The sequence below is a fragment of the Synechococcus sp. BMK-MC-1 genome (assembly GCF_014279955.1).
In the GTDB taxonomy this organism is placed as follows: Bacteria; Cyanobacteriota; Cyanobacteriia; order PCC-6307; family Cyanobiaceae; genus Synechococcus_C.
On the sequence record NZ_CP047939.1, the window covers coordinates 640,169 to 664,098 of the forward strand.

Consider the following 23,930-nt stretch of genomic DNA (forward strand, 5'->3'; position numbering starts at 1 on the left):
CTCCATGATTCAGGTCTCATGACACCCCTACTGACGCTCTACAGCCGCCAGGGCTGCTGTCTGTGTGAAGGGCTTGAGCAGCGGCTTCATGCCCTTGATCTCACAGCTCTTGAGCCTCCGCTTGCTCTACAGGTGGTGGATATTGATGCCCCTGGGGTGGAACCCGGCCTGAAGGCTCGTTATGACCTCGAGGTTCCAGTTCTGGCTCTGAACAGCAGCCCCCTGCCACGGGTGTCTCCCCGTCTTTCCGGAGAGGGACTGTTCAGCTGGTTGCAACGGGTCTGCGCCAGCGCTGCAGGATCGGTCTAGAACGATCTCTCATTCAGGGATTGGTGATGACGCAGACGCTCCATGCCCTGCTCAATGCCGTGGGTTTGCCTGTGCCTGCTGGGGTGGCGAATGCAACGGTGACAGCACTCACCTGTGATTCCCGCTGCGTTGGCAAGGGCAGCCTGTTCATCGGCCTGCCTGGAGAACGGGTGGATGGAGGTAGCTTCTGGCCTGCGGCACTGGCCTCGGGTGCCGCAGCGGTCCTGATCGGTGAGCGGGCGGCAGCGGCCCATCCACCGACCCCTGGAGATTCCGTACTCGTGGTGCCGGATCCTGTGGCCTTCTGGGCTGGGGAGCTGGCGTCGGCCTTCTGGCAGCGGCCCTCCCTGCGTATGGAGTTGATCGGTGTGACCGGCACCAATGGCAAAACCACCACCACGCACCTGATTGAACATCTCAGCCAGGCGTGCGGTTGGCCTGCTGCTTTGTTTGGAACCCTGGTGAATCGATGGCCCGGCCACAGCCTCACCGCCACGCACACCACAGCGGCGGCCGATCGCTTGCAGGCTCAGCTGGCGGAAGCCTTGGAAGGGGGCACCCAGGTGGCAGCCATGGAAGTGAGCTCCCATGCCCTCGATCAGCAGCGCGTGGCGGGATGTCGCTTCTCGGGAGCCGTCTTCACCAATCTCACCCAGGACCATCTCGACTACCACCCGTCGATGGAGGCCTATTTCGAGGCCAAGGCCCTGTTGTTCGCTTCGCCCTATCTGGTGGGCGAGGGGCCCAGGGCGGTGGTGAACGTGGATGATCCCTGGGGCCGGCAGCTGGCGGATCGGTTGGGTGAGCGAGCCTGGCGATGCAGTCTTGAGCACGAAGCTGATCTGACCATGGGCGACTTGCGCATGACGTCCAACGGCGTGGATGGAATGCTTGTCACGCCTCTGGGTGAAGGCCGGTTCCACTCACCGCTGGTGGGACGCTTCAATTTGATGAATCTTCTGCAAGCTGTGGGTGCCCTGCTTCAGCAGGGATTGCCTTTGGCCCTGCTGTTGCGCTCTCTTCCTTCGTTCCGCGGCGTGCCAGGTCGGATGGAACGGGTTGTTGTGACTGGCTCAGCCGCAGAGGATCATCCCGCCGTGCTGGTGGACTATGCCCACACACCGGATGGTTTGCGCAACGCACTGGAGGCCTGCCGTCCCTTTGTGAGGGGGCAGTTGATCTGTGTGTTCGGCTGTGGTGGTGATCGCGACCGGGGTAAGCGACCGCAGATGGCGGCCATCGCTGCAGCGCTGGCGGATCAGGTGGTGGTGACCTCCGATAATCCGCGAACGGAGGATCCTGGTCAGATTCTTGAGGATGTGGTGGCCGGTCTCCCGGCCGTTGCCGAGCGTCAGGTTGAGGTCGATCGTGCCAAGGCCATTGCCTTGGCGATCGCGCAGGCGCGCTGCGGTGATCTGGTGTTAATCGCCGGCAAGGGGCATGAGGATTACCAGATCCTCGGCACTGAGAAAGTGCATTTCGATGATCGGGAACAGGCGGAGCAAGCCCTGCGCCACTGGCGGTGAGGTTGTTGTTTAGATCAGTGTGTCGAGGACACGCAGGCAGGGAATCCGGCCGATCAGCAACCCAAGGCTCACTGCAAATCCCATCACGAGCAGCAGCACATAGAGACGAAAAAACTGCGTGTCTGAAGCCTTCAGGAAAAAGCCTTGCCCTGCAAAGCTGCCGGCCAAGGTGACTGGAATCAAGATGAAGCCGGCGGTCGCGTTGATGGGAGTGAGCAGTCCCAGGCTGATCAGAGGAATCAGTTTGAGGACGTTCTGAACCAGCATGTAACTGAGCTGGGCAGGAACGAAGGTCCCTCGGTTCAGCCCGTGGCGCAGAAAGTAGAGCGTCATCAGCGGGCTGCCGGTGTTGCTCACCGTTTGGCTGATCCCCACTGCGGATCCCATCAGCACGAGGCCACTGGCGCGGGGGGCGCCTGCTCCTCCACCGAGGTTCGCCAGCCAGTCTCGGAGGGTTAGCAGCAGGCCATACACCAGGCAGAGCAGGGCTACGAGCAGTTCGAGGCGCCGGTGAACTTCGGCTTCCTCCCCGCTGGAGACCAGACCCCAGAGGATCAGTCCGCCGATGGCAGTGCCGATCGCTGCACTGGGTAAGAGGGGCAGGAGCAGGGTGCGTCGTGCCCCGGCGCGATGTTGCCAAACACCGAGCAGGGCTGCTGGAAGCATCAGGAGCGCCACAACGGCGACACCATTCACAGCACCGATGGCGAAGACCATCAGGGGTGAGGCGATGAATCCCCCTGTGCCCAGGCCACTGCGGCCGAACCCCATCAGAAAGGCTGAAAGGATCGCGAGAACAACGGCGAGCCACGGGATGGGCTGGCTGACGAAGGGTTCCAGCAAGGGATCAGCTCGTTCAGATCAACCCTAGCGATGAACGCTTGCGTTGCGTTTGCGTTACGCGTCTGACGCGGTGACGTGGCGCATGGCGTTGACGAGGGTCTGCAGGTCGTTGTCGTTGCTGCAGACGTGGGTGCAGGCTCTCAGGCAGCTCGGATCGGCGAGATCGCGGATCCAGATGCCTTGCTCTCCCAGTTGCTGCACCACCTGAGCTGGTTGAAGCCTGGTGCTGTTCGGGTCGAGTTGAAAACTCACCAATCCTGCAGCGGGAGGGCCATCGAGCAGAGGCATCACCCCGGGAACATCCGAGAGCTCTTGCCAGAGACGCTCACTCAGAAGGCGGATGCGTTCCAGGCGCTGGCCTGGTCCCCCCTCGTGCTCCAGTTGATCGAGGGAACAGCGCAGCCCTGCCATCAAGGGCACGCAACTGGTGGCCACTTCGAACCGGCGGCTGTCGGCGTGGAAAGGATGGGGATCGTCGAGGGACGCTCGGGTTTCATCGCGCAGGCTCCGCCATCCGATCAGGGTTGGGTTGGACTCCTCGAGAACGCGCTCCGACAGAGCGACGCCGCCAAGCCCCTCAGGACCGCAGGCCCATTTGTGACCCGTGAAGGCATAGATGTCTGCGGCAGCAGCAGCCTCATCCACTGGAATCTGGCCCATGCTCTGAGCGGCATCCACAAGCAGAAACGGTTGGGCCGGGTGCTGTTGAAGCTGGGCGGCGACGGCCGCGATCGGCATCCGCTGGCCGGTGTTCCAGAGCAGATGGGAGAGCACCACCAGGCGGGTTTTTGCAGTGAGCTGCTGCTCGAGGGCCTCCAGAACGGCGGCGTCCGTCTGGTCCTGATCGTTGCGCCCTCCGCGCAGATGCTTCACGGGAAGGGCGTGCACGCTGAGGCCCATGCGGCGGGCCAGTTCCAGGCAGGCTGCCACGACACCGGGGTGCTCGCAGTCGCTGATGAGAACGTGGTCTCCTTCACGGATCGGCAGCCCCCAGAGCGGCAGAACGCAGCCACTGGTGACGTTTTCACTCAGGGCCAGGCGATGGGGAGGGACGCCGCACAACGTGGCCAGCTGAGCCCGCGTGCTGTTCACTTCGGCGCCGATGTAAGGCCAGACATCCGTTGTGAATGGGCCCAGCTGTTGGATCCGTTTCCAGCTGGCTGTGATCGCATCCAAAGAGGGATCGGGCAAGGGTCCCTGCCCCCCGTAGTTGAAATAGGTCTTGCCGCTCAGGGCTGGGCAGAGATCTCTCAGCATGCGATCAGGCGGGGTGGCATGGATGGGTCGGTTCAGGCTCATGATCGCGAACCTCCTCTTCAACGCGCATCACGTTCAACTCGCATCACGGAGCTGCCGGGTGCAGGAGATGGTGCACTCTCTGTCGTTGAGATCGCATTCGCTGATGCATTGGAAGTAAACCTCCACGGCATCCCAGGTGGCTTCGCGGTCTTTTGGCTCCACCAAGACCTGCAGCGATTGGATTCGATGGCACTGAAGTTGATTCATGACCGGCTCCGTTGACTGCTTTCAGCTTCCTCCTGTTCAAAGGTGAGGCCGCGCCAGGCAACGAGCGGGTTCCCACCCGGTGGATCTGCCTATCCCATGGCTACGTTTCCGGTGCGGAGAGATCCCTATGACGACCGTCGACTGGCTCGGCATCCTTCACCCCGCGTTGGCGGTGGTGATCATCTACCCCCTGATCGGGATGGTGGTGCGATTGGCGATCCAGACCCGGGCGCGACGGTTGCAGACGCTGAAGTGTCCCCCAACGGTTGGGCGTGAACACAGTGATCTGGGCCGCTGGCTGGCGGTGGGCGTGGTGGTGCTGGTGCTCGTGGCCCTCACCGTGGCGATTGCGACGGATCAACCCTTGAGGGCCTTTCAAGGCGGAGCTGCAAGGGCTGCGCAGTTGCTACTGGTGCTTTGCGGCAGCCTGGCTGGATTGGCAGCGTTGTGGGTGTCCAAGGCTCCGGGGCTGAGGCTCGCGTTCGTGCTGATCACCTGGGCCGGGGTCTTGGGTCTGGGCGCTCAGCCTGAGGTCTGGCGTCTGTCCGACGATCCGTTTTCGCCTGCTTTCTGGCAGTCCCATTACTGGTCGGGGGTGGCTGTGGTGGGCCTGATGCTGTTTTCTCTCGGTGCCCAGCCAGAGATTCAGCGTGACCTGCGCCTGCGGCGGCTGCACGTCAGCGCCAATGTGCTGGCTGCCGTGCTGTTTGTGGTGCAGGGCATCACCGGCAGCAGAGATCTGCTTGAAATCCCCCTGAGCTGGCAGAAGTCAACGATCTATTCCTGCAACTTCACGGCGCGCACCTGTCCGCCGCTTGCAGCCCCAACCTCGGCGCCGGCCGTCACTCCTTGAGCGGCGCTGCCCCCCTGTGATCACAGGTCAATCCCGCTGATTCCGGTAACTCAGGGTTCCAGGGTTGGGGCTCGATCATCCCGAAATCCTTGATCACCTGGAACCGCCCTTCGGAATCGGCTCGCGCCAGGAGGGACCGTTTCTTGAAATGCAGACTCGGCATCATTTGAAGAGAGCCCTGGGGTGCCAGCACACGGCGGCCCATCAAGGCGGACCGCACAGCGTTGGTTTCTGTGCTGCCAGCAGCCTCCACCGCCTGAGCCCAGAGGTGTACCAGGCTGTACCCCGCTTCCGCCGGGTCATTGACAACGCGGTGGTAGCCGTACCGTTGCCGGAAGCGTTGCGCGAAAGCGGTGGATTCCGGCGTCTGCAGGTTCTGGAAATAACTCCAGCTTGCATAGGTACCAGCGATCTTGCGTCGTCCGATCGCAACCGCCTCTTCCTCCGACACGGACAGACTGAGCACCTTGAGGTCCGAACGCTGATTCAATCCCTGCTTTTGCAGGGCCTGGAAGAAAGCGATGTTGCTGTCGCCGTTGAGGGTATTCACCACGGCAAGCGGACCTGCATTGAGAGCGGCTTGAATGTCTGCGATCAGCGGTTCAACAGCTGCACTCCCCAGCGCCAGGTAGCGCTCGTTGAGCACACGCGCTTGTGCGCGCTGCGCCTGGGCGCGAATGATCCGATTGGCTGTTCTCGGATAGACGTAATCCGATCCGATCAGCAGCAGCCGTTCGCTGTGATTGTTCAGCAGCCAATTCAGGGCCGGTTCGGACTGCTGGTTGGGAACCGATCCTCCGTACACCACAGCAGAAGAACACTCCTGTCCCTCGTATTGCACCGGATAGAACAGAAGCCTGTTGTTGGTCTCCATCACTGGAACCATGGCTTTGCGGCTGGTGGAGGTCCATCCACCGAAGATCGCCACCACCTTGTCTTCGTTCAGCAGCTGTTGTGCTTTGCGAGCGAACTCGGCGGGATCTGACATGCCGTCTTCTTCAATGGCCTTCACCAGCACCGCCCGACCGTTGAGTTTGAGGCCGCCAGCGGCATTGATCTCTTCGATCGCCAGACGCTCCGCCTCGGCCACTGTGGCTTCCGAGAGCGCCATGGTGCCGGTTCGCGAGTGCAGGATGCCAACGCGGATTGTGGCGGTGTGCGGCGGCCCACTGCGCTGCCCGCAGCTGAGCAGCAACAGTGAGCTCAGCAGGCTGATCAGGCCTGGGAGGCTTCTCCTCGTCGCAGTCGCGATGCCTTTGTTCATCGTCGTCCCCAGCTGATCACCGCGGTCAGCACCAGCAGGCCCAGGGAAAGGAACTGAAAGCGGGTGTCGGCTTGATTGATCCGCCGCATGGTGCTCGCCTTCTGTTCATCCGGTGCAGCCACGTAGGCGTTGTACCCCCACGTGAACAATCCGAACAGAGCCATGGCGATCAGATAGCTCGTTGTGAAGAGATCATCGAGGAAGGTGGTGTAGGGAAGTTTCGGCAGGGAAGAGTGGTACGACTGCTGCAGAAAAATCAGGGTGAGCAGGGCCGTTGATGGAATGGCAAGGCGTACGTCGGAGAGGGTTCCCTCCACCGATGGCGCCATCAGCACGATCGAATTGATGATCATCAGGGGGATGATCCAGTTCACAATTCCTGGCCAAAGATTCGACTGGTAAATCACTTCCAAGCGAACCTGGCTGAGCTGGGGGCGTTACCAGGTGCCCAGGCTGTTGGAGCTCCGGCGCAGAAATGGTTTGAAACTGGCGCCCTGAAGCTGGTAGCCACTGAGAGAGCCCAGCTCTCCCACGAGATTGTCGTTGGAGGGGGTCGGCAACAAACGCAGGTCGGCGTATTTCTGGGAGGTCCAGAGCGGTTCAAGCTCGATGATGATCGGCACTTTCAGCACATCGAAGGGATCCCTTCGGAAGTCCACCGCATCGTCGTAGAACCGACTCGAGAAGCGGAAGAGCAGCTGACGGCGGCCCCCTGAGAGCTCGCGCACTCTTCTTGCACCGCGGCAGGTTGAATCGTGTCCGCATTTGGGCCGCGATCTACGAACGCGCGTGTGCCCAACAGCAGAGTGATTGCCAGAACCGAGGCAATGAGCAGAAATCCGAAGCGTCTTGAGAAGGGCAGGCGCATTCGTCCACTGACGTTCACCCAGGATGGCTGCGGAGAGGTGTTGCGTCAGAGCACCTGCACCACTTCGCTCACCTCGGGAATGGACTCGCGCATTTTGCGTTCGATGCCCATCTTCAGGGTCATGGTGCTGCTGGGGCAGCTGCCGCAGGCTCCCTGGAGCCGCACCTTCACCACCGGCCCGTCGATTTCCACCACTTCCACGTTGCCGCCGTCGGCCATCAGGAAGGGGCGCAGCTCGTCGAGCACCTTCTCCACGTTTTCGCTGGTGAGCGGCATCGTTTCGGAGCTCATGGCCGGATTCAGAATCTTCCAGCCCAGCGTAGGCATGCGTCCCTCGGGGTTGATCCATACCCTTGAAGGAGGGTGACCTTCTGCTGTGGATCGATACGACGCTGTTCTGGTGGGCGCTGGGATCATGAGTGCCACCCTGGCATCGCTCCTGCATGCCCTGGACCCCAGGCTCAGGCTGCTGCTCGTGGAGGGCTTGGAGGCCCCAGCGCTTGAAAGCAGTGCTGCGATGAACAATGCCGGTACCGGTCATGCAGCCAATTGCGAGCTCAATTACACCCCCCCGTTGGATGACGGATCGGTCGCGACGGAGAAGGCCCTGGCGATCAATGCGTCGTTTGAACGCAGTCTTGAGTTCTGGGCATCGCTGACGGAGTTTGGCTCCCTTCAACCGGACCGTTTTCTGCATCGGGTTCCCCATCTGAGCTTCGTGTGGGGCGAAAAGGATGTGGCCTTTTTGCGGCAGCGGCACCGCCAACTCAGTGCTGTGCCGGCGTTTGCGGCCATGGAGTGGAGCACGGATGCCGGAGAGATCGCCGACTGGATTCCGCTGATGATGGAAGGGCGGAATGGGTGTGAGCCCATCGCCGCCACCCGGGTTCAGCGCGGGATGGATGTGGATTTCGGCAGCCTGACGCAGATGCTGCTGGCCCCACTGCAGAGTGCGGGTGCCTTGGATGTGGTGTTCGGCACGCGTGTGCAGAGGCTCAAGCGTTGTCGCACCGAACGGATGACGTCCGGTGATTGGCAGATTGATTTGCGCAGTCCCTCCGGTGCCCGTCAGGTCAGGGCTCCGTTTGTGTTCCTGGGTGCTGGAGGTGGTGCCTTGCCGCTGCTGCAAAACAGTGGGATCCCCGAGGCTGCCAACTTTGCTGGGTTTCCTGTGAGCGGCCAGTGGTTGGTCTGTCAGCAACCGGAACTCGTGGAGCATCACTTCGCCAAGGTGTACGGAAAAGCGAAGGTGGGAGCGCCACCGATGTCGGTCCCCCATCTCGACACCCGCTGGATTGATGGAACGAGGTCGTTGCTGTTCGGTCCTTACGCCGGCTTCAGCAGCAAGTTCCTCAAGACGGGCTCGCTGTTGGATCTGCCCAAGTCGGTTCGCATCAGCAATCTCCAGCCCATGCTGCAAGTGGGGGTGAACAATCTCCCCTTGGTGAACTACCTGATCACGCAGTTGCGCCAAAGCCCGGCCGATCGCATGGATGCCCTTCGGGATTTCCTTCCCCAAGCCAGGGAACAGGACTGGACGCTCTCCGTGGCTGGCCAGCGTGTGCAGATCATCAAGCGAACCCCTGACGGCGGCCGCCTGCAGATGGGGACGGAAGTGGTGAGCTCCGCGGATGGCTCTTTGGCTGCCCTGCTGGGAGCCTCCCCGGGTGCCAGCACATCAGTGTCGATCATGCTCACCGTGCTGGAGCGTTGTTTCGCCGAGCCCTTGGCAACGGCGGCCTGGCAGGAGCGCCTCAAGGCGCTGATTCCCTCCTTCGGCCACGACCTCAACGCGGATGGCGACGGTCTGCGCCGAACCCGCGAGCGCAGCGATGCGCTTCTCGGCTTAGCTGGCTGATTCAGCCTGCCGGCGGGCACGCTGCTTCACCACCCCGGCGATCAGGGCCAGGGCAAACACCCCCAGAAGGGCTGCGCCCAGAAGAAGCTTGCCTCCGCTGAAAATCCCGGCTCCAAGCGCCACGATCGGGGCATCACTGAGCAACACGCTCACGAGCAGGGGCAAGGAAAAGCCACGCCAGCTCGTGCCACCGAGGCCGGCGGCATAACTCACGAAATCAAACAGACCTGTCATCAGAAGACCCGTCAGTAAAAACGGGTTGCCTTCCAATTGATGTCGGCTGAATCCTTCCACCTTGGCCATGGCCTGGTTGCCGACAAGACGTTTGATCGGTTCCCGGCCGTAGCTGCGCGCCAACAGAAAGGCGGTTTGGCAAAACAGCAGATCAGCGATCACGATGACGATGAAGCCGGTCTGAAAGCCCAGGAGAGCGCCGGCGAGCAGGGAGTAAGCCGTGCTCGGCAAGGCTGGCAGCAGGATGCTGATTCCGCGGAGCAGCACGATGCCCAGGGGAGCCCAAACCCCCAGGCGTTCCACCTGGTTGCGCAGCGGCTCAAGCCCGTGCACCTGGATCAGGTGAAACAACACGGCGAGTCCGGCGATGCTTGCAGCGATCAGCAGGAATCGGCGGAGGCGAAGCATGGGCTGTTGACGCGTAAATGCCATTGAAGTTCCCACAGGGAGTGGGATGTTTGTGCATGGATCAGCGTGAGCGCAATGCTGTGGTCAACCTTTGGTGAGGGGAGACGACAGATTCACGATCAGCACCCCCGCTGTGATCAGCCCCATCCCGATGAGCTGACCGCCTGTGGGGACCTGGCGGTACGCCACCACGCCAATCAGCACAATCGCCACAATGCCGATTCCGCTCCAGAGGGCATAACTGATGCCCATGGGAATCGTTTTCACCACCCGCGACATCAGCGTCATCGAAAGCCCATACGCGGTCAGCACCACCAGGGTCGGCCATGGACGGCTGAATCCGTCCGACACCTTCAGGCAGGAGGTGCCGACGATTTCAGCGCCAATGGCCAGCAGCAACAAAACCCAGGGAGAGAGGGAGGGCATGGAATCGGCTTGCTGATCGTTTCAGTGTGCCGATCCAGCCCCCGTAGGATCACCGCGCTGAATGCCGTCTCCAATGGCCAATCTCGACCAGGCTCCCAGCCGCAGCATGCCCAATCTGTTGCATGTGCTCCCGGCCTTCGCCGACGAATCTGAGCTGCGACTGAACACGATCGTGGAACTCAACTCCAACACGATCAACAAGTACGAGCTGATTACAGAAACCGGTCATCTGAAGCTGGATCGCGTTGGTTATTCCTCGCTGGCCTACCCCTTCGCCTATGGCTGTATCCCCCGCACCTGGGATGAGGATGGCGATCCACTTGATATTGAGATCGTCAACGTCACCGAACCGCTCATTCCTGGATCAATCGTTGAGGCCCGCATCATCGGCATCATGACCTTTGATGATGGTGGTGAAGTCGACGACAAAGTGATCGCTGTGCTGGCTGACGACAAGCGCATGGATCACATCAAGAGCTTTGAAGATCTTGGTGATCACTGGAAAAAGGAAACCACCTATTACTGGGAACACTACAAAGATCTCAAGAAGCCCGGAACCTGCACGGTGAACGGATTCTTCGGCACTGAGAAGGCCGTGGAGATCATCAAGACCTGTGAGGCCAGGTACATGGAGGAGATTGATCCCAAGCTTGTTGATTGAAGCGATTGGAAGTTTTGAGATCCGTTGGATCTCCTCCATCCTTGATGCCGCTCACAGCACGGTGAGCGGCATTTTTTTTGGTTTTAACGATCTCAGGGTTTGATCAATAAGGGGCCCGGTGTGGCTGGGATGTTGTACTTCATCCTCAACTCCACAACGGGTTGATCGGCGATCGCCCAGAAATCAAGGTCTTGAATGAGATTGATGGAGCAAGCCAAGCCTTTTTCATAGCCAGCCATGGCGGCATCAGGAGTGAACTGACCGGTTTCCGGAGGGATGATGCTGTTGCTTGTGCTGAACGCCTTGCCGAGGTGGAAGTCGAGAATCACTTCCAGCAAAGATTCGAAGCCGAAGCCATCGGTGAACAGTCCGGCCTGAAAAGCCGCCACATTCATCTCTCCAGCGCAGTCGGTGTTGAATCCGCCAAGGATGTGGCAGCAGTCGTGATTCACCAGAAGCTCTGAAGTGCTTTTGTGCTCCCCTGGCAGAGCCCAGCCACGGTCGCGGTACCAGTGAAAGAACGTGTGGCCGAGAGTTCCTTCCGCGTACGAGTCGAGCGTGGCGTAACGGCTGGCGACGGACGCATCACCGATGGCCTGATGAACAGCTGCGATCACACCGCGAACAAAGCGAGAGGGTGTGTCAAGCCCTAAAAATTCACCCATGCTCCTGCGCCCGTAGTCGAGAAGCAAGCGTCTGAGGTGGTTGTCTCTCACCTGGTGCAGGTCTTGGAGCGTCTGGGGTGCGATGTTGAGGAATGATGCGAAATCATCCACAACCCCCACCATGCGTGGATCCACATTCATGTCCACATAGGGAATGAGCACGAGGATCTGAATCAGCTGGTTTCGCTTGCTTTGATCGCTGATCAGCGCGGGGTAATCGGGGGGATGGCGAATCTCAAGGGTTTCGAGATCCACTGAGGAATGCAGAACATGGCGCTGAATGGCCTCCATCATCTCCAGAGTGATTGGCTCCAGAGCAAGCACGCCTCCCGCCGTACCGACGGTCTTGATGGCTTGCAGAAAAAGACGTGCCTCCGCGTCCGTCCAATGAAGCTGCTGAGGCATTGATCGCGTTCCGGTGCACCGATCTAGCACCCAGGCCCGTGATAACGGTGTCGCTGCCCTGACCAGACGAACGGGTTCTTCAGAAAGTCCTCCGATGGTGGACGGTTTTTGCTCTGACCGATGAATAGCTTGAGACCAGTAAGTCTTGTGTGTCTTGAAATGAAGCGCATCTGTTTCGAGCGCAGTGCCTGCTCTGCGGCCGTCGTTGCTGCAGCTCTCCTGGGCGGAGCTGCTCCCGGTTTGGCTTCGATAGCCCCTGTTCCGGCGGTTGAAGGCACGCTGATTCATCTTGATCTGAGACAGCGGCGCATCAGTGTGATCCGCAATGGCGAGCGCATCGGGCCTTGGCCTGTGGCCATTGGAGATCCCAAGACTCCCACTCCGACCGGTGTGTTCCAGGTTGAGAACAAGCGAGTCAATCCTCAGTACCAAAGCACCAAGTCAGGCCGCGTTCATCCGGTGACTGGACCCTCCAGTCCCTTGGGCCACCGCTGGATTGGTTTTCTTCAGCAGGGACCCAACCAGTTCGGGATTCATGGAACCCCCTGGCCCCATTGGGTGAAGATTCGGGCGGCAGTCTCCAATGGCTGCGTGCGCATGCTCAACGCTCACGTGCAAAAGCTTTATGAGCTTGTGGATGTTGGAACCCCGGTGAAGATCACCCGCTGATGCCGAGCGCCTTCAAGACGGGGAAGCCTGCACGTAAACCGGTGAAGATCATCTGCACCGCAATGGAGGTGAGAAGCAGTCCCATGATCTTGGTGAGCACTTGAAGTGCTGACGCACTGATCTTGGAGGAAAGCATCTCCCCTGCTTCGAAGATCACGTACACCACCACGGTGAGCAGCAGCACCACGCCACTGATGCCGAGTTTTCCGCCCATGCTCGCCGCATTCGGATCTGCGATCACCACGGTGAGGGTTCCCGGGCCAGCCAACAGGGGGATGCCGAGAGGAACAATCCCCTTCACAGCGGAATCCTGATCGCGTTCGATGGACGCTGGATCATGGTGAACCTTGGATGGTTCTGAGCGCAGCATGGAGAGGCCGATCAGAACCACGATCAGCCCGCCGGCCACCTGGAATGCCGGGCGTGAAATTCCGAAAAATCCCAGCAGGTCGTTGCCCAGCCAGGTGGCCAGCATCAGGCTGACCAGAAATGTGACTGCACTGCTGCGCGCGATGACACGATCTTTGCGCCGGTTCCCATCGGTAAACGACAGGTAGATCGGCAGATTGCCGATGGGGTTTGAGATCGTGAAGATCCCGACGGCTGTGTGCAGTAGAGACATGGTTACGCTTCGGGGCGCATCTCTGCGAAGATCTCCTGAAGGATCTCTCCCGCACCGCGGGATTTCAAGTCTGCCGCCAATGCTCGGCCGATGGCTTCGGGATCGGTGAGGCTTCCGCGGCGCTCGTCACGGATCAGGCGCTGGCCATCCAGGCTGGCCACCATGCCCGTGAGGATCAGCTCCGTTCCATCGATGCGGCTGTTCACGCCAATCGGAACTTGGCATCCACCCTCCAGTTCGCGCAGGAAAGCCCGTTCGGCCAGGCAGCGCCCGGCAGTGGGTGCATGCTCAAGCACCTGAATGATCTTCAGGACTTCAGGTCGATCGCAGACGCACTCGATTCCGAGAGCGCCCTGCCCAACGGCATGCAGGGAGATGTGGCCAGGGATGATCTGGTGGATGCGGTCCCCGAATCCAAGCCGGCTTAGGCCAGCGGCCGCAAGGATCAAGCAGTCGTATTGCCCAGCATCGAGTTTCTCGAGGCGGGTGATCACATTCCCGCGCACATCCTTGAATTGAAGATGGGGAAAGTGATGGCGTAGCTGGGCCAGTCTGCGCAGGGAGCTTGTGCCAACCACCGATCCTTCAGGAAGGGTTTCCAGGGTGTGCTCCGCGTTCTTGCTGTTGACCACCAGGGCGTCGGCGGGATCCTCGCGTTCGGTGATGCATCCCAGCATCAGCCCCTCAGGGAGGTTGGTGGGCAGATCCTTCAGGGAATGAACGGCAATCTCCGCTCTGCCCACGAGCATCTGCGCTTCGAGTTCTTTGGTGAACAGGCCCTTGTCACCGATCTTCGCCAGGGCCACATCGAGAATCTTGTCGCCCTGGGTGGCCATCGCCTCCACCGAGATCGCCAGGTCAGGGTGGGCTTTTTCAAGCTCTGCTTTCACCCAGTTGGTCTGGACCATGGCCAGCTGGCTGCGGCGGGATGCGATGCGCAGGTGCTCGAGAGCCATGGACATTTGAAAACGATGGGTCACCCTACGAAGCCAAGGGCGCCAAACCCTTTCTGGTTGAAGGAAGTGACACGGAACTCATGCGCTGGATCCCATCGCCAGCCGTTGCCTCTTCGCGCGGGGCAACCTCTGTTCTCAGGGCCCAGGACGCCGACAAGCCGGCCTACGATCAATCCTTCATCGATTGGGTTTCATGCCAGGACCTGTCGTCAACGGTGTGAAAGTGGGACGTTCCGCATCTGCTGAAGCAAGCCAACAAGCGGCTGAATCTCTTCCGTTTCTGCCGGTACTCAGTGAGGGAACCATCCGCGTGGTGCTACTCACCAGTGGCTTGTTGGTTGTGACACGTCTGCGGCAGACCACCGATTCCGATGGCGATCGCGCCTATCAATTGATCCGCCCCCTTCGCCTGGTCGGCGACCTCGGCGGAGATGAATGGTCTCTGCAACCGTTTCTGGCGGGGCTAACACCGCAACGCAATATCGTGATGCTGAAGGCAGCAGTGGCTGCAGTGCTGGAACCTGAAGCCCGGATTCTTCAGGTGTACACCCGCTCCACCAACCAGGAATGCCCGCCATCGGAAACCCCTGTGGAGCGGTTGAAAAAAGCTTTTCAGGAATTCACAGACAGCATCGAGCCCAGTTGAGGCCAGTTGAGGAGAGCGATGGCGTTCTCCTGCTTGCGATTCACTAGGGCTTATTGAGCGAAAGACTGACCTCATCGCGATCTGATGTCAGTCCAGCGCAGGATTCACTATTTGATGTATTCCTTGAGAACGCCGTTGCGGTTGGGATGGCGCAGTTTGCGCAGCGCTTTGGCTTCGATTTGGCGGATGCGTTCGCGGGTGACATCGAAGATCTGCCCGATCTCCTCCAGGGTCTTCATGCGACCGTCATCGAGGCCATAGCGCAGTCGCAACACATCCCGTTCCCGAGGGCTGAGGGTGGCCAGCACGCCCTCAAGGTCTTCCCTGAGAAGGTTTTTGGCCACATCCTGTTCAGGATTCTCGATGTCGGCTTCAATGAAATCGCCCAGGCGCGAATCTTCCTCCTTGCCGATCGGTGTTTCTAGAGAAATCGGCAGCTGAGCGCTCTTAGCGATGAAGCGCAGTTTTTCGATGGTCATCTCCATCGATTCGGCGATTTCTTCCTCTGTGGGCTTGCGGCCAAACTCCTGACTCAGAACTTTGGTGGTTTTCTTGATCCGTGAAATCGTCTCGTAAAGGTGAACCGGAAGACGGATCGTGCGGCTCTGATCGGCAATGGCGCGCGTGATCGCCTGACGAATCCACCAGGTGGCGTAGGTGGAGAACTTGTAGCCCTTCTCGTGATCAAACTTCTCTGCTGCTCGGATCAGGCCCAGACTGCCTTCCTGAATCAGATCCTGGAAGCTCAGGCCCCGGTTCATGTACTTCTTGGCAATCGACACCACCAGCCTGAGGTTGGATTGCACCATCTTTTCCTTCGCTCGGCGGCCCAACATCAGTCGCCGGCGGAAGCGAATCACTGGCATCTCCACCAGGGCAGCCCATTCCTTGGTGTCGGGCAATTTGCCGTTGTCGCTTTCAAACTGGGCTGCGAGTTCCTCGAGATGGAGAAGATCGGCGATCTTTCGGGCCAGCTCAATCTCTTCATCGGGGCGTAGGAGTCGGATGCGACCGATCTCCTGGAGATACACGCGAATGGAGTCTTCGGTGTAAACACCTTTTGGCCCGACCTTGATGCTGGCAAGAACCTTGGCCTTGGCGTCTGCTTTGGCCTTCTCCTCTTTGCTGGCCGAGGCAGCGTTCGCTGCGGCCTTGGTGGGAGTCTCCGCACTCTTGCCTGCGGCCTTGGCCAGCAGTTGATCCGCTGCTGCATCCAGGTCTGCAGCGGCGGGAGTGGCTGCCTTGCTGCGGCTGCTTGTGCTGGTTTTCGCCGTTTTGGTTGTCTTCGCGGCAGGTTTGGCCTTGCTGCTTTTGGTTGACGTGGAAGCCTTGCTGCTCTTGGCCTTGGCCTTGGCCTTGGCCTTGGCCTTAACCGTCAGCTCCTTGGGTTGACCGTTGGCATCGGCCATCATCACGATCGCTGGGGCTGTGTTGGCGTCAGCCTTGGCTGACTTGCTTGCAGCAGGGCTCATAGGAATCAAGCGAAGAACTTCGATGTCAAACTTGCAACTGTGGCGACTGAGCAGTGCTCAGAAACGCTTCACTGTGTTCTGATCTCCCCGTTGCTCAGGGGCAGACAACACGAGACAGTGATCAAGGTCTAAGAGATGGGTTGGGTTGATGCAGGGCTGTCAGGGGCTTTCTCAGACCGGTGAACCGATGGGTAAACCCTGGTTCGAGCTTCGTGTCTTCCCACTGGACGGAACTCTGCATTGTTCCGACAACAGCTTATGAGCTGTCCAACATCGTCATCTTAAGAAAAAACCTTTGATGTCGGCAACCCCCGAGGAATTCCTCCAACCAGAAGGTGTTGCCCGCCCACTTCCGGTGGTGGACGTGTGGCTTGAGGCCGGTCGGGAGGGGCGGACCTTCACCTACATGGACCATCGCCGACTGGGGGTCGGCCTTGGAGATCTTGTGATGGTGCGTCTGCGCGGTCGGCGTTTGCAGGGGTTGGTGACCACGTGCCGCCCTCTGCGCGCCGACGAGCAGGAGCGATCCCAGCACCTGCAGCCCGTGGAGGCACTCATCCAGAAGGCTGCTGTGGACTCTGACTGGCAGGCCTGGCTCGATGCCATGGCGGCCTTCTGTCACACCAGTTCCTTCCGGATGCTCAAAGCAGCTTTGCCACCAGGCTGGCTAGGGCAGCGGGCGAAGCCCCCTGCCTCTGGCCGAAAGCTGTGGTGGGTTGCTCTTCAGCCGGCAGGCGAGGCGCTTTCGCCTTGCTCCACCCGTCAGCAAGCGTTGCTGGACTACCTGGAAGCCGCTGGGGGTGGCGCTTGGCAACGGGATCTCCTGAACCAGGGGTTTCATGCCGGGATGGTCCAGTCCCTGCACACCAAGGGGTATCTGCGCCGAGAGCAGCGGCTTGCGTCGGAGTCTGGCCCCTCCAACGAACGCCATGGCGCTTGCTGCGATCAAAGCGGGCTGGAACCACCACGCCACCTCACCGGAGAACAGCAGGCGGCGATCGATCAGTTTCAGGCCTTGCCTGACGGCGGTGGTCTTCTGTTGTGGGGAATCACAGGCTCAGGCAAAACAGAGGTGTATCTGCAGTTGGCAGCTGCGGAGATCGACCGCGGTCGTCATTGCCTTCTTCTCACCCCTGAAATCGGCTTGATTCCCCAGTTGGCGGATCGCTGCCGCAACCGCTTCGGCCGGCGGGTGCTCGAATATCACAGTGGCTGCAGCGATGGGGAGAGGGTGCGCTGCTGGCGCCGCTGCCTCGAAGCCGATGAGCCACTTCTGGTGGTTGGAACCCGCTCAGCGATCTTTCTGCCTTTGCGTCCCCTCGGCCTTGTGGTGCTCGATGAAGAGCACGACAGCTCCTACAAGCAGGAATCCCCGATGCCCTGCTACCACGCCCGCGATCTTGCTTTGGATCGGATTGGTCGTCAGGGAGGACGACTTCTGCTTGGGAGTGCCACGCCCTCTCTGGAGTCCTGGAGCCGGCTGAAGCCGAAGGGTTCCCTTGAACTGGCGCGGCTTTCTTCACGGATCTCGAGCCAACCCCTGCCGCCGGTCCGCATCATCGACATGCGCCATGAGCTGGCGGAAGGCCATAAGCGGCTCATCAGTCGCGCTCTGATGGATCGATTGGCAGCACTGCCTGCCAAGGGTGAACAGGCTGTTGTTTTGGTTCCGCGCCGCGGCTACAGCACCTTTCTCAGCTGCCGCAGCTGCGGTGAGGTGGTGATGTGTCCGCATTGCGATGTGGCCATGACTGTGCATGGCAGTCGTTCGCAGCAACAGTGGCTGCGCTGTCATTGGTGTGACCATCGCGCTTCTGTGACCGACCACTGCACAGCCTGCGGTTCGTCGGCGTTCAAGCCGTTCGGGGCAGGCACGCAACGGGTGATGGAACGGTTGTCTGAGGAGTTGGACGGGCTGCGCCTGCTCCGATTTGATCGCGATACGACAGGGGGACGAGACGGTCATCGGCGCCTGTTGGCCCGATTTGCCGACGGAGAGGCTGATGTGTTGGTCGGGACCCAGATGCTCGCCAAGGGGATGGATCTGCCCCAGGTCACCCTGGCGGCGGTGCTCGCGGCTGACGGCCTGCTGCACCGCCCTGATCTACGGGCTGGTGAGCACGCTCTGCAGCTCATGCTCCAACTCGCCGGCAGGGCAGGCCGTGGGGAGAAGCCCGGTGAGGTGCTGGTTCAGACCTACAGCCCGGATCACCCGGTGATTCAGCACTTAATCGACGGCCGCTACGAACGCTTCCTCGCCGAGGAATCGATGCTTCGAGAGCAGGCGGGGTTGGTTCCCTACGCAAGAGCCTGTCTGTTGCGGTTGGCGGGGCGTTCAGCAGCGGCCACGGCAACGGCTGGCACGCTGCTGGCTGAACAACTGCGCCCTCTTTGCTCTGCTGCGGGTTGGCAACTGCTTGGACCAGCGCCAGCACCGGTCGCTCGTGTGGCCGGGCGCAGCCGCTGGCAGCTGTTGCTGCATGGACCGCCGGAGTCGGCTATCCCGTTGCCTGAGGGTTCGGAGCTTTGGGATGGTCTCCCCAACGATGTGACCCTTTCGGTGGATCCCGATCCCCTGCAGCTTTGACCTCAGGAGGGAAGCTGCGGATATCCAAAGCCGAGAGATTGCCGGATCGACTGCAACAGCGTGCTGATCAGCAGGAGCCCGAGGATCCCAAGGCCGCCAAGCCCGAGTCGGCTCCATTGCCATCGCTGCCATTGCAGATGGTTCACCGCTCCCTGGGCGAGGGGCCAAACGATGCGTTGGTTATCGAGACGCGCTGGGAGCGGCGCGCTGCTCACCTGACTCAGGTCGGTGCCGGGGCCAATGCTGATCAAGAGGGAATCGCTGGGAAGGGAGGTGATCTCCGTGAGATCAAGGTTCAGGGTGAGGTTCTGCTGCACGCCCACCAACCAGTTCCGTTCATGCAGGGAGAGGCTGGGTGGTGGAAGCGATAGACCTGCGGTGCGTCCCGCGCGGGCAACGGAGTCGGCCAACAACTTTGCGGCCGTGTCGGTGTTCAGAGGCCGACTGGCGAGATTGAGTTCCCCTTCACGCCCTTGGGTCGCTGTCCAGTTCGGCTCCTGATCGCGCAGCGCGGCTTGAAAATTGTTCTGCCAGGGCAGTGTGCGGCCGCTCAGGCTGTTGATATGCCAGTTCATTTCAAGGCGGTCTGGGCCCACAAGATCTAGGTCGGCCCGGATCTGAACGCAGCCGCCGAGCAGCAGGGTGAGACCCACGAGCACCGCGAGCACCACCGCGGCAAATCCTGCCGATGGCGCTTGGGTTGGCCCCGTTGGCGGCGGTGGAGGTGGAGCCGGAAGCCGACGTCGTCGGCTCAGGCGGGGCCGCTGACCTGTGCGCGGGGTCATCTCCAGGGTGGGAAGCTGCATCGACCAGCGCGCAGGCCGTTCCAGACTTGGTGCCTCCAGCACATTCAGAAGCTGTCTGGCCCGGATGCGCAGGTCTGGGTCTTTGCAGCGGGTGAGAAGCCTGCAGGTGCTGATCGCGCGTCGTTCTTCTCCTTGTCCCATCCATGCTGTGACCATCAGCATGCGGATCAACGCCCCTTCGGGTTCGTTGATGGGGTGGGTGGTTGCCAACGGTTCGAGAAGACGCAGGCACTGGCCGTAGTCACCCCGATCCAGTGCCTGCTGGGCTTCGGCCAGGCCAACGGTCATGGTTCAGCTGCGCCCTAGCACCATGGTGCCGATTCCCGCATCGGTGAACACCTCCAGGAGCAACGCATGCGCGACCCTGCCATCCACGATGTGTGCGGCGGAGACACCCTGGGCGAGGGCTCGGATGCAGCACTCGGTTTTCGGGGTCATGCCACCGGCAACAATGCCGTCGTCGATGAGCTGTCTGGCTTCCGACAGCTTGAGTTGCCTGATCAGCGACTCCGGTGACTCCCGATCGCGGAGAATGCCGGGGGTATCGGTGAGCAGGATCAGCTTTTCCGCCTCCAATGCCGCCGCCAATTCACCGGCAACGGTGTCGGCGTTGATGTTGTGGGCAACGCCCTCAGCGTTCGCGGCGACGCTGGAGATCACAGGGACATAGCCCCGGTCGAGTAGGGGCTCAAGCACATCCGGGTTGACGCGGGCCACATCGCCAACCAGCCCGTGGCTGCCGTCGCCCCAGGCGCGGGCTTCCACCAGGCAGCCATCGCTCCCACTCAGACCGACCGCTCGGGCTCCGAGGCGATTCAGCCCATTGACGATCTGTTTGTTGACCCGGCCCACCAAGACCATCTCCACCACGTCCATGGTGGCTGCATCAGTGACCCGCAAGCCTTCTCGGAATTCAGGGGCAATGTCGAGTCGCTTCAACCAATGGTTGATCTCAGGTCCCCCGCCGTGCACAACCACCGGTTGCACACCCACGCTGCGCAGAAGGGCGAGATCCCTGAACACGGCGGACTGCAGTTCGGCATGGACCATGGCCGCGCCGCCGTATTTCACAACAATCCGCCGCCCGGCAAAGCGCTGGATGTACGGAAGGGCTTCGCTCAGGACGGAAACCCTGAGAGCATCATCCATCGGTTCGTGATCAGGACTCACCATGCTCGCCCGCCGGCAGAAGGGTGAGATCGAGGTTGTCTCCGTCGAGTGGCGTGATGGTCGCCGTCAGCCCTTTGGCGAAAAACCGGCTGAGCCGATCTCTGCGCTCTTGCCAGCGCTCGAGTGGGACCGCTTCACAGGCAAAACGCAGGCGCAGCCCATAGCCCGCTTCGCCATGGAGCTCCTCGATTTCCAGGAGCTGGGGGGGGCGATCCTCGTCCCAGAGCTTCAAGGCTTCAAGGGAACTTTCAAGGTGGGCTTTCTGACCGTATCTCCAGCGCGTCACATCGCCGAGAAGTTTGCCGAGCTCCGGTGTCGCCGCTTCCCTTTCCCGTTGCAACTGGTTCTTGGGAACCACGCGTCGGGCCGGCGGCAGTTCCGATGACTTCAGGGCCAGTCCTCCAAGCAGGATCGGGATTCCGTAAAAGATGGTGGGAAGGCTGAGGTTGGCGTTCCCGGTGGCGTAGGCCACGGCTCCAACCACTGTGAGCACCCCTCCGCCAACAGTGACCAAACTTCCCGGTGAAAGCAGATCCTTCATTCGCCCTCGGCCATTCGCTTTCAACAGTGGCGACATTCTGCCGGCGTGGGAGCCAGGATGGGCTGATTACCAACGACCTCGATGGAGAGCAGCACACCACGGGACATCCCGGCGCACCCAGTTGAGGGGGTGTCGGAACTGATCCAACAGCTGGAGCAGGACAGGGCCTGGCTGCTTGAGCAGATTGATCGTGGGCGTTGGGCCGACTTCCGGTTGGATCTGGCCGCCTTGGAGCGCGAACTCGGTCAGCTGCTGCGCAGAGCAGCGGAGCAGCGATCAACCGATCCCTAATCAGAAGGGAATGTCGTCGGTGTCAGGCACCAGCGGAGCGCTGTTCCACTGCGCGGCGGGTTCTGGAGCAGGTGCTTGGGAGGCTGCAGGCCGGGGCGTTGCCGCTTGAGGGGCGGGCTGGGCCCGCGGCGTGGCTGGAGCAGCCTGCGTTCCAGCCGGAGTGGCGCCGACGGCATGCAGACGCGACAAGGTGAACTCGGCTCGTTTCTCTTTCGTGCCGTCCTGCCTGGGAACCGTGTTCATCCGAAGCCTGCCTTCGATCACCAGCCGTTGCCCAACCTGCACGCGGTTCTGGAGGTCTTGGGCGAGGTTGCCCCACCCCACAACTTTCAGTTGTCCGCGGGGATCATCCGGTCGGAGCGCATCGAAGTCCACGTCCATTTCCGCGATCGGAGTTTGATTGTCCTGGGTGTATCGGAGGGTGGGAGCCTGGAGCACATCCACTTCCAGAACGCAGTGATTCATCCTCGATCGATGCGGTGAGCGCCATCCTGATGCACCGACGCACGAATCGCCAGATCCACGTTCTTGTGTTTGCAGGCACCGGTGAGGGCCCTGCGCTGGTCGCGGCCCTCGCGCAGGCAGGCAGGGATGTCAGCGTCAGCGTCGTCACGGAAGCCGCCGCACGCGCGTACCGATCGGCAGACCTCAACACTGTGCATGTGGGTTCGTTTCGCTCTGTCGAAGATCTCAGCGCTCACTGTCTCGCCCATGCCGTTGATGCAGTGGTGGATGCCACCCATCCCTTCGCGTTGCTGATCAGCGCGCAGCTGCATCAGGTCTGCAGTTACCTTTCCCTACCTCTGGCGCGGTTTGAACGTCCGGGATGGACCGCCCCCCAGACGTCTTTGCTCAGCGGGGTGGATGCGTTCGCCCAACAGTCCTTGCAGGGGCACAGGGTGTTGCTGGCTTTGGGCGCCAGGCATCTGGCAGCGGCCACGCAGGCCGGCCGGGCTGCCGGTGCCATCGTGAAAGCTCGGGTCTTGCCTACCCCCGCGGCGATCCGGCTTGCGGGAGCTGCGGGGCTCTCCGGGGACAACTTGGCGGTGCTGCGACCCCTGAGCGGCGTGCGCCCAGGGGCTGTTGAAGCCGCTCTCTGTCGCCGCTGGGCGATCACCGATGTGCTCTGCAGGCAGTCGGGAGGTGTGGCAGATGCGCTCTGGAGCACTTTGTCCGAGTCGCTTGGATTCCACTTGTGGAAAGTGAAGCGTCCTTCCCCCCCCGACACTGTGCCTGTGGTTCAGAGCCCGCAAGAGCTTCTTGCTTGTCTGGATGGCTTGTTGGTTTAGCTCAGGTGCTTGGCGACCAAGTTCTTGAGCGACTCCTGGGACCGTGGCCCGAGCTGTGTCACCACCTGTCCCGCGCAGATGGAACCGATCTGCCCGCAGGTTTCCAAGGCAAGTCCCTGGGTGTAGCCATGGAGAAAGCCGCCGGCATAGAGGTCACCAGCGCCTGTGGTGTCGATCAGATCTCCCAGGGCGTAGGACGCGATGTCCCAGCGCTGGCCACCACTGAGCACCACAGACCCTTGCTCGCCGCGGGTGAGCGCGGCCACACTGCAGCACCCTTTTACCTGCGCGAGTGCAGCGTCGAAGTCATCAGTGCTGTACAGCGATTTGATTTCACTTTCATTGGCGAACAGCACATCCACATGGCCGTTCACCAGCTCGAGGAAGCTGTCGCGATGCCGGTCGACGCAGAAACCATCGGACAGGGAGAGGGCGACCTGGCCGCCTGCGTTCTTGCAGGCTTCAGCAGCAGCGATGAAGGCACGCTTCGCTGCAGGGCTGTCCCAGAGGTACCCCTCGAGGTAAAGCACTTTTGTTTGCTTCACCATCGACAGATCCAGGTCGTCTGGCTCGAGCTGTGTGGAGGCGCCGAGAAACGTACACATGGTGCGTTCGGCATCGGGAGTGACGTAGATCAGACAGCGCGCTGTGGTTGCCCCGCTGGTGGCTGCTGGGGTGTCAAAACGAGCTCCCACGGCGCGGATGTCATGGCTGAAGATCGATCCGAGTTGGTCATCCCGCACCCGTCCGATGAAACCCACCTGGCCACCGAGTTGGGCGATGCCCACCATCGTGTTGGCCACTGAGCCTCCGGAGGTCTCCAGCCCAGGGCCGCTGGCGTTGTAAAGCACTTCTGCCTGCTGCTCATCAATCAGGGCCATGCCGCCTTTCTGAAGGCCCTGCTGCTGGAGAAACGCATCGTCGGTTTGCACGAGCACATCAACGATGGCGTTGCCGATCCCAACCACGTCAAACGTGGCGGAGTCTTGGGCGAATCGTGATGGGCTCATGGGGGCAGAACGCGTGAACCGGGGCAGTCTCGCTCTTCGCGGCCC

General features: G+C 61.0%; 28 protein-coding genes. 10 read left to right on the forward strand and 18 right to left on the reverse strand.

Annotated features, from left to right (window positions below; translation table 11 throughout):
* Positions 1-18 precede the first annotated feature (18 nt).
* Both SynBMKMC1_RS03400 and SynBMKMC1_RS03405 read left to right on the forward strand, forming a co-directional pair.
* Complete coding sequence (locus tag SynBMKMC1_RS03400) at positions 19-309, forward strand: glutaredoxin family protein (protein WP_186472704.1); 291 nt, start codon at positions 19-21, stop codon at positions 307-309.
* A 26-nt stretch (positions 310-335) separates the two neighbouring features.
* Positions 336-1,835, forward strand: a complete 1,500-nt coding sequence (locus tag SynBMKMC1_RS03405; protein WP_186472705.1) for a UDP-N-acetylmuramoyl-L-alanyl-D-glutamate--2,6-diaminopimelate ligase — start codon at positions 336-338, stop codon at positions 1,833-1,835.
* A 9-nt stretch (positions 1,836-1,844) separates the two neighbouring features.
* On the opposite strand, the gene SynBMKMC1_RS03410 is transcribed toward SynBMKMC1_RS03405, so the two are convergent.
* From SynBMKMC1_RS03410 to SynBMKMC1_RS03420, 3 genes are read right to left on the reverse strand one after another with little or no spacing between them, the layout of a single operon-like run.
* Positions 1,845-2,678: a TSUP family transporter gene (locus SynBMKMC1_RS03410; RefSeq protein WP_186472706.1), complete on the reverse strand. Its 834-nt coding sequence runs from the start codon at positions 2,676-2,678 to the stop codon at positions 1,845-1,847.
* Positions 2,679-2,732: 54 nt separating this feature from the next.
* A complete protein-coding gene (locus SynBMKMC1_RS03415) occupies positions 2,733-3,977 on the reverse strand; it encodes an aminotransferase class V-fold PLP-dependent enzyme (RefSeq protein ID WP_186472707.1) in 1,245 nt (414 codons plus the stop codon).
* A 33-nt stretch (positions 3,978-4,010) separates the two neighbouring features.
* Complete coding sequence (locus SynBMKMC1_RS03420) at positions 4,011-4,184, reverse strand: hypothetical protein (RefSeq protein ID WP_011932509.1); 174 nt, start codon at positions 4,182-4,184, stop codon at positions 4,011-4,013.
* A 127-nt stretch (positions 4,185-4,311) separates the two neighbouring features.
* Here SynBMKMC1_RS03420 and SynBMKMC1_RS03425 point away from each other — a divergent pair, with 127 nt between their 5' ends.
* Positions 4,312-5,037 (forward strand): DUF4079 domain-containing protein, encoded by a 726-nt coding sequence (locus SynBMKMC1_RS03425; RefSeq protein ID WP_011932510.1) that lies wholly within the window; start codon positions 4,312-4,314, stop codon positions 5,035-5,037.
* On the opposite strand, the gene SynBMKMC1_RS03430 is transcribed toward SynBMKMC1_RS03425, so the two are convergent.
* The 4 genes from SynBMKMC1_RS03430 to SynBMKMC1_RS03440 all read right to left on the reverse strand — a co-directional run bounded on the left by SynBMKMC1_RS03430 (position 5,027) and on the right by SynBMKMC1_RS03440 (position 7,460).
* Positions 5,027-6,301, reverse strand: a complete 1,275-nt coding sequence (locus SynBMKMC1_RS03430) for an urea ABC transporter substrate-binding protein (RefSeq protein ID WP_186472708.1) — start codon at positions 6,299-6,301, stop codon at positions 5,027-5,029. The two genes, SynBMKMC1_RS03425 and SynBMKMC1_RS03430, sit on opposite strands and share 11 nt — an antisense overlap.
* Complete coding sequence (locus SynBMKMC1_RS14605; RefSeq protein WP_255486278.1) at positions 6,298-6,654, reverse strand: hypothetical protein; 357 nt, start codon at positions 6,652-6,654, stop codon at positions 6,298-6,300. Before SynBMKMC1_RS14605 ends, SynBMKMC1_RS03430 begins: the two co-directional genes overlap by 4 nt.
* Before the next feature lie 84 nt (positions 6,655-6,738).
* A complete protein-coding gene (locus SynBMKMC1_RS14610) occupies positions 6,739-7,029 on the reverse strand; it encodes a hypothetical protein (protein WP_255486279.1) in 291 nt (96 codons plus the stop codon).
* A 185-nt stretch (positions 7,030-7,214) separates the two neighbouring features.
* Entirely contained in the window at positions 7,215-7,460 is a 246-nt protein-coding gene (locus SynBMKMC1_RS03440) for a NifU family protein (protein WP_186472709.1), read from the reverse strand.
* Positions 7,461-7,545: 85 nt separating this feature from the next.
* Between SynBMKMC1_RS03440 and SynBMKMC1_RS03445 the strand changes: the two genes are divergently transcribed.
* Positions 7,546-9,027, forward strand: a complete 1,482-nt coding sequence (locus SynBMKMC1_RS03445; protein ID WP_186472710.1) for a malate:quinone oxidoreductase — start codon at positions 7,546-7,548, stop codon at positions 9,025-9,027.
* Here the strand turns inward: SynBMKMC1_RS03445 and SynBMKMC1_RS03450 are convergent.
* Both SynBMKMC1_RS03450 and SynBMKMC1_RS03455 read right to left on the reverse strand, forming a co-directional pair.
* Entirely contained in the window at positions 9,016-9,669 is a 654-nt protein-coding gene (locus SynBMKMC1_RS03450) for a TVP38/TMEM64 family protein (protein ID WP_186472711.1), read from the reverse strand. The two genes, SynBMKMC1_RS03445 and SynBMKMC1_RS03450, sit on opposite strands and share 12 nt — an antisense overlap.
* Before the next feature lie 84 nt (positions 9,670-9,753).
* Complete coding sequence (locus tag SynBMKMC1_RS03455) at positions 9,754-10,095, reverse strand: multidrug efflux SMR transporter (RefSeq protein WP_186472712.1); 342 nt, start codon at positions 10,093-10,095, stop codon at positions 9,754-9,756.
* 73 nt (positions 10,096-10,168) lie between these two features.
* Here SynBMKMC1_RS03455 and SynBMKMC1_RS03460 point away from each other — a divergent pair, with 73 nt between their 5' ends.
* The gene (locus SynBMKMC1_RS03460; RefSeq protein WP_186472713.1) at positions 10,169-10,756 is read left to right on the forward strand and encodes an inorganic diphosphatase; all 588 of its coding nucleotides are present in this window, start codon (positions 10,169-10,171) and stop codon (positions 10,754-10,756) included.
* Between the two features lie 92 nt (positions 10,757-10,848).
* Here the strand turns inward: SynBMKMC1_RS03460 and SynBMKMC1_RS03465 are convergent, their stop codons facing one another.
* Positions 10,849-11,826, reverse strand: a complete 978-nt coding sequence (locus SynBMKMC1_RS03465; RefSeq protein ID WP_186472714.1) for a hypothetical protein — start codon at positions 11,824-11,826, stop codon at positions 10,849-10,851.
* Positions 11,827-11,985: 159 nt separating this feature from the next.
* Here SynBMKMC1_RS03465 and SynBMKMC1_RS03470 point away from each other — a divergent pair, with 159 nt between their 5' ends.
* Positions 11,986-12,495, forward strand: coding sequence for a L,D-transpeptidase (locus tag SynBMKMC1_RS03470; protein WP_186472715.1), 510 nt, complete (start codon positions 11,986-11,988; stop codon positions 12,493-12,495).
* Here the strand turns inward: SynBMKMC1_RS03470 and SynBMKMC1_RS03475 are convergent.
* Positions 12,485-13,117 (reverse strand): MarC family protein, encoded by a 633-nt coding sequence (locus SynBMKMC1_RS03475; RefSeq protein WP_186472716.1) that lies wholly within the window; start codon positions 13,115-13,117, stop codon positions 12,485-12,487. The genes SynBMKMC1_RS03470 and SynBMKMC1_RS03475 overlap by 11 nt on opposite strands.
* 2 nt (positions 13,118-13,119) lie before the next feature.
* Positions 13,120-14,073, reverse strand: coding sequence for a hydroxymethylbilane synthase (gene hemC, locus SynBMKMC1_RS03480; protein WP_186472717.1), 954 nt, complete (start codon positions 14,071-14,073; stop codon positions 13,120-13,122).
* Positions 14,074-14,266: 193 nt separating this feature from the next.
* Here hemC and SynBMKMC1_RS03485 point away from each other — a divergent pair, with 193 nt between their 5' ends.
* Positions 14,267-14,719, forward strand: coding sequence for a DUF6561 domain-containing protein (locus SynBMKMC1_RS03485; RefSeq protein ID WP_186472718.1), 453 nt, complete (start codon positions 14,267-14,269; stop codon positions 14,717-14,719).
* A gap of 107 nt (positions 14,720-14,826) precedes the next feature.
* Here SynBMKMC1_RS03485 and rpoD read toward each other — a convergent pair whose 3' ends face one another.
* Positions 14,827-16,191 (reverse strand): RNA polymerase sigma factor RpoD, encoded by a 1,365-nt coding sequence (rpoD, locus tag SynBMKMC1_RS03490; protein ID WP_186472719.1) that lies wholly within the window; start codon positions 16,189-16,191, stop codon positions 14,827-14,829.
* A 298-nt stretch (positions 16,192-16,489) separates the two neighbouring features.
* Here rpoD and priA point away from each other — a divergent pair, with 298 nt between their 5' ends.
* Positions 16,490-18,778 carry a primosomal protein N' gene (gene priA / locus SynBMKMC1_RS03495; RefSeq protein ID WP_186472720.1) on the forward strand — a complete coding sequence of 763 codons (2,289 nt, stop codon included), beginning with the start codon at positions 16,490-16,492 and terminating at the stop codon, positions 18,776-18,778.
* A gap of 2 nt (positions 18,779-18,780) precedes the next feature.
* Here the strand turns inward: priA and SynBMKMC1_RS03500 are convergent, their stop codons facing one another.
* The 3 genes from SynBMKMC1_RS03500 to SynBMKMC1_RS03510 are packed head-to-tail and all read right to left on the reverse strand — an operon-like array spanning position 18,781 to position 21,295.
* Positions 18,781-19,872, reverse strand: a complete 1,092-nt coding sequence (locus SynBMKMC1_RS03500; RefSeq protein ID WP_186472721.1) for a DUF3153 domain-containing protein — start codon at positions 19,870-19,872, stop codon at positions 18,781-18,783.
* A 3-nt stretch (positions 19,873-19,875) separates the two neighbouring features.
* Complete coding sequence (gene argB / locus SynBMKMC1_RS03505; RefSeq protein ID WP_255486282.1) at positions 19,876-20,733, reverse strand: acetylglutamate kinase; 858 nt, start codon at positions 20,731-20,733, stop codon at positions 19,876-19,878.
* A gap of 10 nt (positions 20,734-20,743) precedes the next feature.
* Complete coding sequence (locus SynBMKMC1_RS03510; RefSeq protein ID WP_186472723.1) at positions 20,744-21,295, reverse strand: DUF2854 domain-containing protein; 552 nt, start codon at positions 21,293-21,295, stop codon at positions 20,744-20,746.
* 81 nt (positions 21,296-21,376) lie between these two features.
* Between SynBMKMC1_RS03510 and SynBMKMC1_RS03515 the strand changes: the two genes are divergently transcribed.
* The gene (locus tag SynBMKMC1_RS03515; RefSeq protein ID WP_186472724.1) at positions 21,377-21,586 is read left to right on the forward strand and encodes a hypothetical protein; all 210 of its coding nucleotides are present in this window, start codon (positions 21,377-21,379) and stop codon (positions 21,584-21,586) included.
* Here the strand turns inward: SynBMKMC1_RS03515 and SynBMKMC1_RS03520 are convergent, their stop codons facing one another.
* Positions 21,587-22,051: a single-stranded DNA-binding protein gene (locus tag SynBMKMC1_RS03520; RefSeq protein WP_186472725.1), complete on the reverse strand. Its 465-nt coding sequence runs from the start codon at positions 22,049-22,051 to the stop codon at positions 21,587-21,589.
* Between the two features lie 29 nt (positions 22,052-22,080).
* Between SynBMKMC1_RS03520 and SynBMKMC1_RS03525 the strand changes: the two genes are divergently transcribed.
* Complete coding sequence (locus SynBMKMC1_RS03525; RefSeq protein ID WP_255486283.1) at positions 22,081-22,875, forward strand: precorrin-6A/cobalt-precorrin-6A reductase; 795 nt, start codon at positions 22,081-22,083, stop codon at positions 22,873-22,875.
* Here SynBMKMC1_RS03525 and SynBMKMC1_RS03530 read toward each other — a convergent pair.
* Positions 22,872-23,885 carry an adenosine kinase gene (locus SynBMKMC1_RS03530; protein WP_186472727.1) on the reverse strand — a complete coding sequence of 338 codons (1,014 nt, stop codon included), beginning with the start codon at positions 23,883-23,885 and terminating at the stop codon, positions 22,872-22,874. The two genes, SynBMKMC1_RS03525 and SynBMKMC1_RS03530, sit on opposite strands and share 4 nt — an antisense overlap.
* Positions 23,886-23,930 lie beyond the last annotated feature (45 nt).